This is a genomic window from Mycolicibacterium sp. MU0050, from assembly GCF_963378085.1.
Classification (GTDB): domain Bacteria; phylum Actinomycetota; class Actinomycetes; order Mycobacteriales; family Mycobacteriaceae; genus Mycobacterium; species Mycobacterium wendilense.
This window is the reverse complement of the sequence record NZ_OY726395.1, coordinates 3,691,290-3,704,359: the sequence shown is the minus strand read 5'-3', so window position 1 is coordinate 3,704,359 and position 13,070 is coordinate 3,691,290. Positions and strand designations below refer to the sequence as shown.

The 13,070-nt window shown below is 71.1% G+C and carries 11 protein-coding genes; 9 read left to right on the top strand and 2 right to left on the bottom strand.

The window, feature by feature from the left end; translation table 11 throughout:
- The first annotated feature begins 196 nt into the window (after positions 1–196).
- The 3 genes from R2K23_RS17615 (at position 197) to R2K23_RS17605 (ending at position 2,863) form a co-directional block, all read left to right on the top strand.
- A complete protein-coding gene (locus tag R2K23_RS17615; protein ID WP_316510845.1) occupies positions 197–1,009 on the top strand; it encodes a hypothetical protein in 813 nt (270 codons plus the stop codon).
- A gap of 89 nt (positions 1,010–1,098) precedes the next feature.
- Positions 1,099–1,677, top strand: a complete 579-nt coding sequence (locus tag R2K23_RS17610; protein ID WP_316510844.1) for a sigma-70 family RNA polymerase sigma factor — start codon at positions 1,099–1,101, stop codon at positions 1,675–1,677.
- Positions 1,670–2,863, top strand: a complete 1,194-nt coding sequence (locus tag R2K23_RS17605; RefSeq protein ID WP_316510843.1) for an anti-sigma-D factor RsdA — start codon at positions 1,670–1,672, stop codon at positions 2,861–2,863. The genes R2K23_RS17610 and R2K23_RS17605 overlap by 8 nt, the downstream gene beginning before the upstream one ends.
- Positions 2,864–2,890: 27 nt before the next feature.
- On the opposite strand, the gene R2K23_RS17600 is transcribed toward R2K23_RS17605, so the two are convergent.
- Complete coding sequence (locus tag R2K23_RS17600; RefSeq protein WP_316510842.1) at positions 2,891–3,295, bottom strand: DUF5319 domain-containing protein; 405 nt, start codon at positions 3,293–3,295, stop codon at positions 2,891–2,893.
- A gap of 127 nt (positions 3,296–3,422) precedes the next feature.
- On the opposite strand from R2K23_RS17600, the gene guaB reads away from it, so the two are divergent.
- The 6 genes from guaB (at position 3,423) to R2K23_RS17570 (ending at position 12,015) form a co-directional block, all read left to right on the top strand.
- Positions 3,423–4,985 (top strand): IMP dehydrogenase, encoded by a 1,563-nt coding sequence (gene guaB, locus R2K23_RS17595; protein WP_316510841.1) that lies wholly within the window; start codon positions 3,423–3,425, stop codon positions 4,983–4,985.
- Between the two features lie 22 nt (positions 4,986–5,007).
- Positions 5,008–6,135: a GuaB3 family IMP dehydrogenase-related protein gene (locus R2K23_RS17590; protein WP_316517373.1), complete on the top strand. Its 1,128-nt coding sequence runs from the start codon at positions 5,008–5,010 to the stop codon at positions 6,133–6,135.
- A gap of 69 nt (positions 6,136–6,204) precedes the next feature.
- A complete protein-coding gene (locus R2K23_RS17585) occupies positions 6,205–7,941 on the top strand; it encodes a GMC family oxidoreductase (protein WP_316510840.1) in 1,737 nt (578 codons plus the stop codon).
- A 42-nt stretch (positions 7,942–7,983) separates the two neighbouring features.
- A complete protein-coding gene (gene guaA / locus R2K23_RS17580) occupies positions 7,984–9,549 on the top strand; it encodes a glutamine-hydrolyzing GMP synthase (protein WP_316510839.1) in 1,566 nt (521 codons plus the stop codon).
- Positions 9,550–9,770: 221 nt separating this feature from the next.
- The gene (locus R2K23_RS17575) at positions 9,771–10,433 is read left to right on the top strand and encodes a hypothetical protein (protein ID WP_316510838.1); all 663 of its coding nucleotides are present in this window, start codon (positions 9,771–9,773) and stop codon (positions 10,431–10,433) included.
- Between the two features lies 1 nt (position 10,434).
- Positions 10,435–12,015: a DNA polymerase Y family protein gene (locus R2K23_RS17570; RefSeq protein ID WP_316510837.1), complete on the top strand. Its 1,581-nt coding sequence runs from the start codon at positions 10,435–10,437 to the stop codon at positions 12,013–12,015.
- Positions 12,016–12,018: 3 nt separating this feature from the next.
- Here R2K23_RS17570 and R2K23_RS17565 read toward each other — a convergent pair whose 3' ends face one another.
- Complete coding sequence (locus R2K23_RS17565) at positions 12,019–13,068, bottom strand: nucleoside hydrolase (protein WP_316510836.1); 1,050 nt, start codon at positions 13,066–13,068, stop codon at positions 12,019–12,021.
- Positions 13,069–13,070 lie beyond the last annotated feature (2 nt).

Here is a 13,070-nt window from a genome sequence, read left to right as displayed (position 1 = left end):
TCATGTTCATCCTTTAGTGCGGTTCGGTTACCAAGCGGTGTCCGTCGAATGCGGACGAATCACGGTGATCTTGAATTTCCGCACGTCGCCGTCACCTCACGGGCAAACTCGTCCACCTGTGAGGCGGGGGCAATTTATATGTTCGTAACGTGGCGGGCGCCAACTGTTAACTTGTGAATTGATAGCGTCCGCGGCGATGTCGCACGCATTTCCCCTCCCCACCTCCGGTCCGCTGTGGGCCGCGGCTTTCGGCGACACCCCCGGGCGATACCCACTGCCGCCGGCCCAGAGCTCCGCAGAGCGTTGGCTGCGCGCCGTGGCACTGGGCGGACAGGGGCGCTACGCCGCGGCACGCACCGAGTTGGCCGCCCTGCGCCGCGAGCTGCCCGGCGGCCCGCCGGCCTCCCTGGCGCACAGCACCGAGGGCTCCCTGCTGCGCCAGCTCGGGTGGCATCGGCTCGCCCGCGGTTGGGACGGCCGGGCGCTCCTGCTGGCCGGCGACGACCCGGCGGCACGGACGGACGCGCTGGTCGGGCTCGCGGCCGACGCGTTGGGCGTCGGCCGATTCGCCGCCGCCGCCCGGCTGCTGGACCGGGCCCGGTCCGAACAGGCGCCCGGGGCGCCCGTCGACCGGCACGCGGTGCGCATCGAATGGGTCAGCGCCGAGTTGGCGATGGCGCAGGGCCGTCCCGACGCGGCGCTGCAGCACGCCCGCTGCGGGGTGACATTGGCCGCCGACGGCCCGGCCTCGGTGCGGCATCGCGTCAAGAGCGACGTGGTGCTGGCCGCGGCGCTGTGCTGCGCCGGGCGCATCCCCGAGGCCACGACGCTGACCGACGACCTGCTGGCCCGCACCGAACGACACGGTTTGGTCCCGTTGCGGTGGGCGGTCGCGAGCCTGCTTTTGGGGATCGGCAGCGAGGTACATACGGTGGAGCAGATTCGGCTGATCAGGGATACCGCCGCCGAAGTCGTCGGGCAGCGCGGAGGCGCATGGTGCGCGCGTTGACCGTGGGGCGGTCCCACCGGGCCGTTATTGTTTAGCTGTGCCGCGCCGCCGGGATCTGTCCGGCCGTAACGTTGGAGATATCGCCGTCGATGACAATTCCAGGAGAACGTCTCGACGCCGTCGTTGCTGAAGCGGTGGCCGGCGACCGTGATGCGCTCCGGGAAGTGCTGGAGACCATCCGCCCCATCGTGGTCCGGTATTGCCGGGCTCGCGTGGGAACCGCGGAGCGCAGCGGTCTCTCAGCTGACGACGTCGCACAGGAGGTGTGCATGGCCGCCATGCTGGCGCTGCCGCGCTACAAGGATCAGGGACGACCGTTCCTGGCCTTTGTGTACGGCATCGCAGCGCACAAGGTGGCCGACGCGCACCGCGCGGCGGGTCGCAACCGTGCGGAGCCCACCGAGTCGGTACCCGAGCGTTACTCCCCGGACATGGGGCCCGAGCAGCAGGCGATCAACGCCGACTCGGCCGCCCGGATGGAGGAACTGCTGAAGGTGCTGCCCGAGAAGCAGCGCGAGATCCTGATCCTGCGGGTGGTGGTCGGCATGTCCGCCGAGGAGACCGCCGCGGCGGTGGGCAGCACCGCCGGCGCGGTCCGGGTCGCCCAGCATCGCGCGCTGGCCAAGCTGAAGACGCAGATCACGACGTCGGGGTACGACTATGCCTGACTTCCGCCCCGGCTCCGGTCAGGGACCCGAATCCCTCGACGACATCGCTCGCACCGATCAGTTGCTCGACGCGCTGGCCGGACAGCGTCGGGTGCGTCCGGCCGACCGTGCCGACGCCGAACTGTTCGCTCTGCTCGAGGACTGGCGCGACGGTGTGCGCGGACCCTCGGTCCGTCGGTTCATCACCGAGGACGAGGCCGCCGTCGCGATCCAGGACGGGCTGGCCGCCCAGACCCCGAAGCCGCGGCCGCGGCGCGCGCTGACCGTGGTCGCCTCGCTGGCCGCCGGCGTGCTGGCCATCGGCGGCTTCGGCGCGCTGGTCGGTGGCGCGCAGCCGGGTGATTCGATGTACGGGCTGCGCACCGCGCTGTTCGGCGAGTCGCCGTCGGTGCGTGACGACCGGGTGACCCTGGCGGCCCAGACGGAGATGGCCGAAGTGCAGCAATTGATCGAGCGCGGCGACTGGGAACAGGCCCAGGCCAAGCTCGAACAGGTGAGCACGTCGGTGCAGACCGTCGGCGACGTCGAACACAAGGCCGACCTGATCCAGCAGTGGAACGAGCTGAGCGTCAAGGTCGGCACCCGCGATCCACAGGCCACGTTGCCGCCCGTCACCCCGGGCGCGCCCGCGGTGCCTCCGCCGCCGGGCGTCACGCTGCTGGAGCTGCCGGCCCCCGTTGCGCCGACGACGACGGCGCCGTCGGACCCGGGCACCGTGCCGGCCGAGGACGAGGAGACCACCGTCGTCCCGGGGGAGACCACCGAGCCCACGACCGGGCCGGCCGATCCCACCACCGAGCCCGCGGGGCCGACGACCGATCCGGCCGAGCCGGGGGTGGAACCCACCACCGGGCCGTCGGCCGAGCCCACCGAACCGGGGGCCGAGCCCACCACGGAGCCCGCGGCGCCGACCAGCTCGGCGGCTCCGTCGCCCACGCCCACGCCTTCGTCGGCGCCTCGGGCGACCAGCACTCCGGCTCCGAGTACGACACCGTCGGCGCCGCCGGTCGCCGAAGCCCCCGAGCCGGCGGTGACCACGGTGCCCACGAGTGCGGTGGTGATCGAGAGCTCTCGGCCGGAGGAGGCCGTGCCGGCCCCGGCGACCGAGCCGGAGCCCGTCGAGGCGGTGGAGGAAGCGGTCACGACGACGCCCGCCGCCGACGTGCCGACCGGGGAAGTCGGCTAGTCCGACCGGCGGGGCGGACCTGCGGGGTTAGCGGTAGCCGTCGCTTTCCGAGGCGGCCTCGTTCAGCGAGGCGTCGGCGTAGCCGCGGCAGTAGTCCCAGGTGACGTACGCGTCGGGTTCGGGGTCGTAGGCGGGCTCGTGCGGGCGCACGGTGCCGTCCACGAGCAGCTGCAGCAGGTTCGCGCGCAGCATGTCCCAGTCGTGGTAGTGGTCCTGCTGGCACTCGTCGCAGCAGACCACCAGCCCGCGGAATCCCTTGTGCGCCAACAGCGATTCGTAGACCGCGAGATCGGCGAGGTCGGCCTCGACCGCGGACCGCTCCTGCGGGTCCAGCGGCTGCCCCGGCTCGATGTCGTCCAAGGCGGCCGAGGGGTCACTGGGGTCATCGGCGAACGGGTCTGGCGGCAATCCCGGAGGTAGATGGTCGCGCACGCCTCCACCCTACGCAGCCGTGCTGGGCGAAGCCAGCGATACCCGCCTCCGCGGGGCGGGCGGCGCCGTCGCGGTGAGCCGATAGGATGGCACTCTCGCCCCGTATGCCTTAGTGGAGGCCGCCCCGATGGCACAAGCAGTATCCCGACCCGTATCCGACGCCGAGCACACCGCGGTTCCGACCGGCGGCGATGATCCGCACAAGGTCGCGATGTTGGGTTTGACGTTCGATGACGTGCTGCTGCTGCCCGCCGCCTCGGACGTGATTCCCGCCGCGGCGGACACCTCCAGCCAGCTGACCCGCAAGATCCGGCTCAAGGTGCCGCTGGTCAGCTCCGCGATGGACACGGTCACCGAGTCCCGGATGGCCATCGCCATGGCCCGGGCCGGCGGCATGGGCGTGCTGCACCGGAACCTCCCGCTGGCCGAACAGGCCGGTCAGGTGGAGACCGTGAAGCGGTCCGAGGCGGGCATGGTCACCGACCCGGTCACCTGCTCGCCGACGAACACGCTGGCCGAGGTCGACGCGATGTGCGCGCGGTTCCGGATCTCCGGGCTGCCCGTGGTGGACGACGCCGGCCTGCTGGTCGGGATCATCACCAACCGCGACATGCGCTTCGAGGTCGACCTGAACAAGCCGGTGTCGGAGGTGATGACCAAGACGCCGCTGATCACCGCGCGCGAGGGCGTCAGCGCCGACGCGGCGCTGGGCCTGCTGCGTCGCCACAAGATCGAGAAGCTGCCGATCGTCGACGGCAACGGCAAGCTCACCGGCCTGATCACGGTCAAGGATTTCGTCAAGACCGAACAACATCCCAACGCCACCAAGGACAGCGACGGTCGGCTGCTGGTCGGCGCCGCCGTCGGCGTGGGTGAGGACGCCTGGGAACGCGCCATGGCGCTCACCGACGCCGGCGTCGACGTGCTGATCGTCGACACCGCGCACGCCCACAACCGGATGGTGCTGGAGATGGTCGGCAAGCTCAAGGCCGAGGTGGGGGACCGGGTCGAGGTGGTCGGCGGCAACGTCGCCACCCGCAGCGCGGCCGCCGCGCTGGTCGAGGCGGGCGCCGACGCGGTCAAGGTCGGGGTGGGTCCCGGCTCGATCTGCACCACCCGCGTGGTCGCCGGCGTGGGCGCGCCCCAGATCACCGCGATCCTGGAGGCCGTCGCGGTCTGCGGGCCGGCCGGGGTGCCGGTGATCGCCGACGGCGGGCTGCAGTACTCGGGCGACATCGCCAAGGCGTTGGCCGCGGGCGCGTCGACGACCATGCTGGGCTCACTGCTGGCCGGCACGGCCGAATCGCCGGGCGAGCTGATCTTCGTCAACGGCAAGCAGTTCAAGAGCTACCGCGGCATGGGGTCACTCGGTGCCATGCAGGGCCGCGGCGCCACCGGCGGGCTGGCCAAGTCCTACTCCAAGGACCGCTACTTCCAGGACGATGTGCTCTCCGAGGACAAGCTGGTCCCCGAGGGCATCGAGGGCCGGGTGCCGTTCCGGGGGCCGTTGTCGACGGTCATCCATCAGCTCACCGGCGGCCTGCGGGCCGCGATGGGCTACACCGGCGCGTCCAGCATCGAACAGTTGCAGCAGGCGCAATTCGTGCGGATCACGCCGGCGGGGCTCAAGGAGAGCCACCCGCACGACATCACGATGACCGTCGAAGCTCCGAACTACTACGCGCGCTAGGGGGATTTGATCAGTGCGTGACTTGGTTGAAATCGGCATGGGCCGCACCGCGCGGCGCACCTACGAACTCGCCGACATCAATATCGTGCCCGCCCGGCGCACCCGGTCGAGCCAGGACGTGTCGACGGCCTGGCAGCTCGATGCCTACCGGTTCGAGATCCCGGTGGTCAGCCATCCGACCGACGCGCTGGTGTCGGTCGAGTTCGCGATAGAGCTGGGCCGGCGCGGCGGATTGGGCGTCATCAACGGTGAGGGCCTGATCGGTCGGCACGCCGACGTCGAGGCCAAGGTCGCGCAGGTGGTCGAGGCCGCCGCCAAGGAGCCCGAGCCGACCGCCGCCGTGCGCCTGCTGCAGCAGCTGCACGCGGCGCCGTTGGACCTCGACCTGCTGGGCGCCGCGGTGTCGAAGGTGCGGGACGCGGGCGTGACCACCGCCGTCCGGGTGAGCCCGCAGAACGCGCAGGCGCTGACCCCGACCCTGGTCGCGGCCGGCATCGACCTGCTGGTCATCCAGGGCACCATCGTCTCCGCCGAGCGGGTGGCCTCCAACGGTGAACCGCTGAACCTCAAGACCTTCATCTCCGAACTCGATGTGCCCGTCGTCGCCGGCGGCGTGCTCGATCACCGCACCGCCCTGCACCTGATGCGCACCGGCGCGGCCGGCGTGATCGTCGGCTACGGGTCGACGGCCGGCGCCACCACGAGCGACGAGGTACTCGGCATCAGCGTGCCGATGGCCACCGCGATCGCCGATGCCGCGGCCGCGCGCCGCGAGTACCTCGACGAGACGGGCGGCCGGTACGTGCACGTGCTGGCCGACGGCGACATCCACACCTCCGGTGAGCTGGCCAAGGCGATCGCCTGCGGCGCGGACGCCGTGGTGCTCGGAACACCGCTGGCCCAGGCCGCGGAGGCGCTGGGCGACGGCTGGTTCTGGCCGGCGGCCGCGGCGCACCCGTCGCTGCCGCGCGGCGCGCTGCTGCAGATCGCGCACGGCGAGCGGCCGTCGTTGGATCAGGTGCTCAGCGGTCCGTCCGACGACCCGTTCGGTTCGTTGAATCTGGTCGGTGGCCTGCGGCGTTCGATGGCCAAGGCCGGGTACTGCGACCTCAAGGAGTTCCAGAAGGTCGGCCTGACGGTCGGGAGCTAGGTGCCGCGCTCGGCGCGTACTCGGGTACTCAGTGGAAAGTTACCGGCGAGTACAGCCATACTGGCTCCCATGGAGCCGGATTACGACGTTCTCATCATTGGCTCGGGCTTCGGGGGCAGCGTCTCGGCGCTGCGGCTCACCGAAAAGGGCTACCGGGTGGCTGTGCTGGAAGCGGGCCGGCGCTTCGCCGACGCCGACTTCGCCAAGACCTCGTGGAACCTGCGGAAGTTCCTGTGGGCACCGAAGCTGGGTTGCTACGGCATCCAGCGGATCCACCTGCTGCGCAACGTGATGATCCTGGCGGGCGCCGGCGTCGGGGGCGGCTCGCTCAACTACGCCAACACCCTCTACGTGCCGCCCGAGCCGTTCTTCGCCGACAAGCAGTGGGCCCACATCACCGACTGGCGCGCCGAGCTCATGCCGCACTACGAGCAGGCCAAGCGGATGTTCGGCGTCGTCACCAACCCGACGTTCACCGACGCCGACCGGATCATGAAGGAGGTGGCCGACGAGATGGGCGTCGGCGAGACCTTCGTGCCGACGCCGGTCGGCGTGTTCTTCGGCCCCGACGGCACCAAGACGCCCGGCCAGCGGGTGCCCGACCCCTACTTCGGCGGCGCCGGCCCGGAACGTACCGGTTGCATCGAATGCGGTGCGTGCATGACCGGGTGCCGGTACGGAGCCAAGAACACCCTGGTCAAGAACTACCTGGGGTTGGCGGAATCCGCGGGGGCGCAGGTGTTTCCGATGACGACGGTGACCGGCTTCGGCCAGCGGCCCGACGGCGTGTGGGAGGTGCGGACCACCGGGACCGGTCGATTGCTGCGGCGTCGCCGCCGGACGTTCACTGCCACCCACGTGATCCTGGCCGCCGGCACCTACGGCACGCAGAAGCTGCTGTTCAAGATGCGGGATACGGGGCGGTTGCCGAAGCTGTCCGATCAGCTCGGCGTGTTGACCCGGACCAACTCGGAATCCATCGTCGGGGCGGGGCGCCTGGAGGTGGGCGACGACCTGGACCTGACTCACGGCGTGGCGATCACCTCGTCGATCCACCCGACCCCGGACACCCACATCGAACCGGTGCGCTACGGCAAGGGCTCCAACGCGATGGGCCTGCTGCAGACCCTGATGACCGACGGTCCCGGACCGCAGGGCACCGATGTGCCGCGTTGGAAGCAGTTGTTCAGCAACGCTGCCCAGGATCCGCGCGGCACGTTGCGGTTGCTCAACGTACGACGCTGGAGTGAGCGCACCCTGATCGCGTTGGTGATGCAACACCTGGACAACTCGATCACCACGTTCACCAAGAAGGGGCCCTTCGGCATCCGTCGCTACTCGAGCAAGCAGGGCCACGGCGAGCCCAACCCCACCTGGATCCCGGCCGGCAACGAGGTCACCCGCCGGGTCGCCGCCAAGATCGACGGCGTCGCCGGTGGCACCTGGGGCGAGCTGTTCAACATCCCGCTCACGGCGCACTTCCTGGGCGGGGCGGCCATCGGCGACGGCCCCGAACACGGCGTGATCGACCCCTATCAGCGGGTTTACGGGTATCCGACGCTGTCGGTCATGGACGGCGCCGCGATCTCGGCCAACCTGGGGGTGAACCCGTCGCTGTCGATCACCGCGCAGGCCGAACGCGCCGCGGCGCTGTGGCCCAACAAGGGCGAACAGGATCTGCGGCCGGTTCAAGGGCAGCCCTACCGTCGGCTGGACCCCATCGCGCCGCGGCACCCGGTGGTGCCGGCCGATGCCCCGGGTGCCCTGCGCAGGCTGCCGATCGAACCGGTGAACTCGGCGGGGTGACGGTGGGCCGCCTCCGGAATGGACCGCTACTAGACTGAGCCAGTGGATTCGCAGCCCTCACCCCGTCCCGTCCTCGTGGTCGATTTCGGCGCGCAGTATGCCCAGCTGATCGCCCGGCGGGTTCGTGAAGCTCGGGTGTTCTCCGAGGTCGTCCCGCACACCGCCACGGTCGAGGAGATCAAGGCCAAGGACCCGCGGGCCATCGTGCTCTCGGGCGGACCGGCCAGCGTGTACGCCGAGGACGCACCCCGCCTCGATCCCGCGTTGTTCGACCTGGATGTTCCGGTGTTCGGCATCTGCTACGGCTTTCAGGCCATGGCGCAGGCGCTGGGCGGCACCGTCGAGCGGACCGGCACCAGCGAGTACGGCCGCACCGAACTGAAAGTGACTGGCGGTGAACTGCATTCGGGGTTGCCGGATACCCAGCCGGTGTGGATGAGCCACGGCGACGCGGTCACGGCCGCGCCGGCGGGCTTCAGCGTGGTGGCCAGCAGCGCGGGCGCGCCGGTCGCCGCCTTCGAGGACCGGGCCCGGCGACTCGCCGGGGTGCAGTACCACCCCGAGGTGCTCCATTCCCCGCACGGCCAGCAGGTGCTCGGCCGATTCCTGCATGAGTTCGCCGGGATCGACGCGTCGTGGACGGCGGCCAACATTGCCGAGGCGCTGATCGAGCAGGTGCGCGAGCAGATCGGCGACGGCCACGCGATCTGTGGGCTCTCCGGTGGGGTCGACTCCGCGGTGGCCGCCGCGCTGGTGCAGCGCGCCATCGGTGACCGCTTGACGTGTGTGTTCGTCGACCACGGTCTGCTGCGGGCCGGCGAACGCACCCAGGTGCAGCGTGATTTCGTCGCCGCGACGGGTGCGCGGTTGGTGACCGTCGACGCCGAAACCCGTTTCCTGGAAGCGCTTTCCGGAGTGACGAATCCGGAGGGTAAGCGCAAGATCATCGGTCGAGAGTTCATCCGGGCCTTCGAGCGCGCGGTCCGCGACGCCGTGCAGGACGACCCTGCCGACGAGACCGAGTTTCTGGTTCAGGGCACGCTGTATCCCGATGTGGTGGAGTCCGGCGGCGGCAGCGGCGCGGCCAACATCAAGAGCCACCACAACGTCGGCGGGCTGCCCGACGACCTGAAGTTCAAGCTCGTCGAGCCGTTGCGACTGCTGTTCAAGGACGAGGTGCGCGCGGTCGGCCGGGAGCTGGGCTTGCCCGAGGAAATCGTTGCCCGCCAACCGTTCCCGGGGCCCGGCTTGGCCATCAGGATCATCGGCGAGGTGACCGCCGAGCGTCTCGACATGCTGCGGCGCGCGGATTCCATTGCCCGCGAGGAACTCACCGCCGCCGGTCAGGACAGCCAGATCTGGCAGTGCCCGGTGGTGTTGCTCGCCGATGTCCGGTCGGTGGGGGTGCAGGGCGACGGGCGCACCTACGGGCATCCGGTGGTGCTGCGCCCGGTCTCCAGCGAGGACGCCATGACGGCCGACTGGACGCGGGTGCCCTACGAGGTGCTGGAGCGCATCTCGACCCGGATCACCAACGAGGTGCCCGAGGTCAACCGGGTGGTGCTGGATGTGACCAGCAAGCCGCCGGGCACCATCGAGTGGGAGTAGCCGGCCCCCGCTGATCCGACCGGTCGGCCCGGGGCATCCCGGGCGATTTCGGCGTGCCCGGACGGTGTCGTCGGCCGCTGCTTTCGGCGCTGGATCGCCACTGGAGTCACGTGCGTCTCTGCCGTCTCGCTCGCTTGACGCTGTCGGTGGGTGGGTGTTTACTCGCTCTATCGAACATATTTTCGAACACGGCGGAGCCCTGACGAGCTGAAAGGCGGGCGATGACAGCGGCGCTTTCCCTGAACCGGTACCCGGAAAACCGCTCTGAACAGGTGGAACAGCTGCGGCGGCAGATTGCTGCGGTGTCTGGGAAGGTCGGCGCCTCCCGGCGCGGCCATCAGGGTGCGGGGAGCCCCGCTCCTGCCGCAGAATCTTTGCTGCCGGTGCCGGAATCGCTGGCCGGACTGCTGCCCCGGGGGTTGCCGCGCGGGGTGGTCGGGGTGCTGACGGGCGCGCGTTCGCTGCCGCTGAACATGGTCGCCGCGGTGACCGCGGGCGGCGGGTACGCGGCCATCGTGGGCGACCCGCGGGCCAGCCTGCTGGCGGCCGTGGAGATGGGGGCGGACCTGAGCCGGTTGGCGGTGATCCCCGACCCCGGCGCCGACCCGCTCGAGGTGGCCACGGTGTTGATGGACGGCATGGATCTGGTGGTGCTCGATCTGAGCGGGCGCTCGGTCGCGCCGACGCGGTCCAGGTCCATGATGGCGCGCGCCCGGCACAAGGGCTGCACCCTGCTGGTCACCGGGTCCGACTGGCCGGGCGCCCAGGTGCGGTTGGACGCCCGGGTGCGGGGCTATGAGCTGACCGGTGGGTCCGGCGCAGGGCGGGTCGGCGAGGTCCGGCTGGCCCTGCGCGCCCGGGGTCGATGCGCCCGAGCGGGTTGACATGACCACGCGGGTGTTGGCGCTGTGGTGCATGGACTGGCCGGCGGTGGCCGCCGCGCTGGCCGGGGGGCTGCCGGAAACGGCCCCGGTGGCGGTGACGTTGGCCAACCGGGTGGTGGCCTGTTCGTCGTCGGCCCGGGTGGCCGGGGTCCGGCGCGGGCTGCGTCGGCGGGAATCGCAGGCCCGCTGCCCGCAATTGCATGTGGTGGCCGCGGATCCGGGCCGGGACGCGCGGCTCTTCGAAGGGGTGATCGCGGCGGTCGACGACCTGGTCCCGCGCGCCGAGGTGCTGCGCCCCGGGCTGCTGGCGCTGTCGGTGCGCGGAGCCGCGCGGTACTTCGGCTCCGAGCAGGAAGCCGGCGAACGGCTGATCGACGCCGTGGCCGCGGCGGGAGCCGAATGCCAGATCGGTGTCGCCGATCAACTGCCCACCGCGGTGTTCGCCGCCCGGGCCGGGCGCATCGTCGCCCCGGGCGGTGATGCGCAGTTCCTGTCGGACCTGTCGATCCGGCAGCTGGCGGCCGAGCCGAGCCTTTCCGCCCCCGGCCGCGACGAGCTGGCGGATCTGTTGTGGCGGATGGGGATCCGCACCTTCGGCCGGTTTGCCGAGCTGCCCCGCACCGATGTGGCCTCGCGGTTCGGCGCGGATGCCGTGGTGGCCCATCGGATGGTCCGGGCCGAGCCGATGCGGGCCCCGTCGGGCCGTGAGCTGCCGCCCGAACGCGACGCGGTACTGGACTGCGACCCGCCCATCGATCGGGTCGACGCGGCGGCCTTCGCGGGCCGGACCTTGGCCGGTGAGTTGCACCGCAGCCTGGAAGCCGCCGGCGTGGGTTGCACCCGGCTGGCGATCCAGGCGGTGACCAGTACCGGCGAGGAGTTGCACCGGGTGTGGCGGTGCGCCGAGCCGCTGACCGAGGACGCCACCGCCGACCGCATCCGTTGGCAGTTGGACGGCTGGCTGAATCGAAGGCACCTCGCCGACCGTCCCACCGGCCCCATCACGACGCTGCGGCTGCACCCGGTGGAGTTGGTCTCCGCCGGAGCGCTGCAGCTGCCGTTGTGGGGTGGGGTGGGCGACGAGGACCGGCTGCGGGCACGCCGCGCCCTGGTCCGGGTGCAGGGCCTGCTCGGCCCCGATGCCGTGCAGTTGCCGGTGCTCAGCGGCGGACGAGGTCCCGCTGAGCGCATCACGTTGACTCCGCTGGGTGACGAGTTGGTGCCGAGAGCGGATCCGGATCGGCCATGGCCGGGCCGACTGCCGGAGCCGGCGCCGGCGGTCCTACTCGACGAGCCGGTGGATCTTCTTGATGCCCAAGGCAATCCGGTGCGGGTGACCACCCGGGGATTGTTCTCCTCCGAGCCGGCCCGGTTGGCCGCCGGGCATCGCGCCCACAGCGGGGCACTGCGTTGGTGGACGGGGCCGTGGCCGGTCGACGAGCGCTGGTGGGATCAGGAGGCGCCCGGCCGGACCGCGCGCGCCCAGGTGCTGCTCGAGGACGCCTCGGCGACCGAGCCGGGGCCGGCGCTGCTGCTGTGCTACCGCCGCCGGCGCTGGTATGTGGAGGGTGCCTATGAGTAGCGATTAGCTCAAGCGCCGCAGGAACACCCCGACGCGTTCGATGAACCGGTCGAAGAACACCTCGGCCAGCGGGCGGGTGGCCTGCGGTGCGCCCCCGACGACGATGGCGGCGTTGGGCTCCCGGCCCCAGTGCCCGGCGATGTCGGCGACCGTCATGCCGCGCGTGAGTGTGCCGTGCAGCTCGACGTCGATGGTGGCCGGCCGCGCCGTCACCAGCGCGGGGTCCAGCGCGACCGCCGCGGCGAACGGGTCGTGCAGGTGTGCCAGATACCCCTCGCCCTGGCGGTGGTGAAACTCGAAGTAGAACCGCATGGCGTCCTCGAGCACCCGGATCAGCGGATTGCCGGCAGCCGAACGGGTCCCGAGGTCGTCGTCGGGACTCATGGTGGCGGCCTCGGTGCCGGCGGCGGCCGCCAGCCGGGCCAAGATCTGCGGGGTCAGCACAATGCTTTCGGTGATGTTCAGCCCACACACCAGCGGCAGCTCCCCGGTGTGTTCGGCGCGTTCCCCGAAGGCGGCGAAGACCTCCGCGGCGGCTTCCGGGTCGACGTGGATGTTCCACTCCGTCACCGGGCTGGTGTTGCCGCGGTAATCGAACGAACCGCCCATGATGACCAGGCGACGCAGCAGCTGCGGCAGCTCCGGGTCGGCGCGCAGCGCCAGCGCCAGGTTGGTCATCGGGCCGGTGACCAGCCCGACGAGTTCGCCGGGATGCGCGCGGGCCGCCCGGATCCAGGCCTGCGCGGCGTCATGGGCGGTCGGTGCGGCGGTCGGGTCGGCGAGTTCGGCGTAGCCGAGGCCGGCGGGGCCGTGGGTGTCCTCGGCGGTGCGAAGCGGGATGCTCAACGGCTGTTCGCTGCCCAACGACACCGGGATCTCCGGGCGTCCGCAGAGCTCCAACAGTGCCCGGTTGTTGCGGCAAACCTGGTGTGCGGAAACGTTTCCGGCGGTCGAGGCGATGCCGACCAGATCCACCTCCGCGCTGGCGAGCAGGTACATCAAGGCCATGGCGTCGTCGACGCCGGTATCCAGATCGGCGAAGACCGCGGGCATGC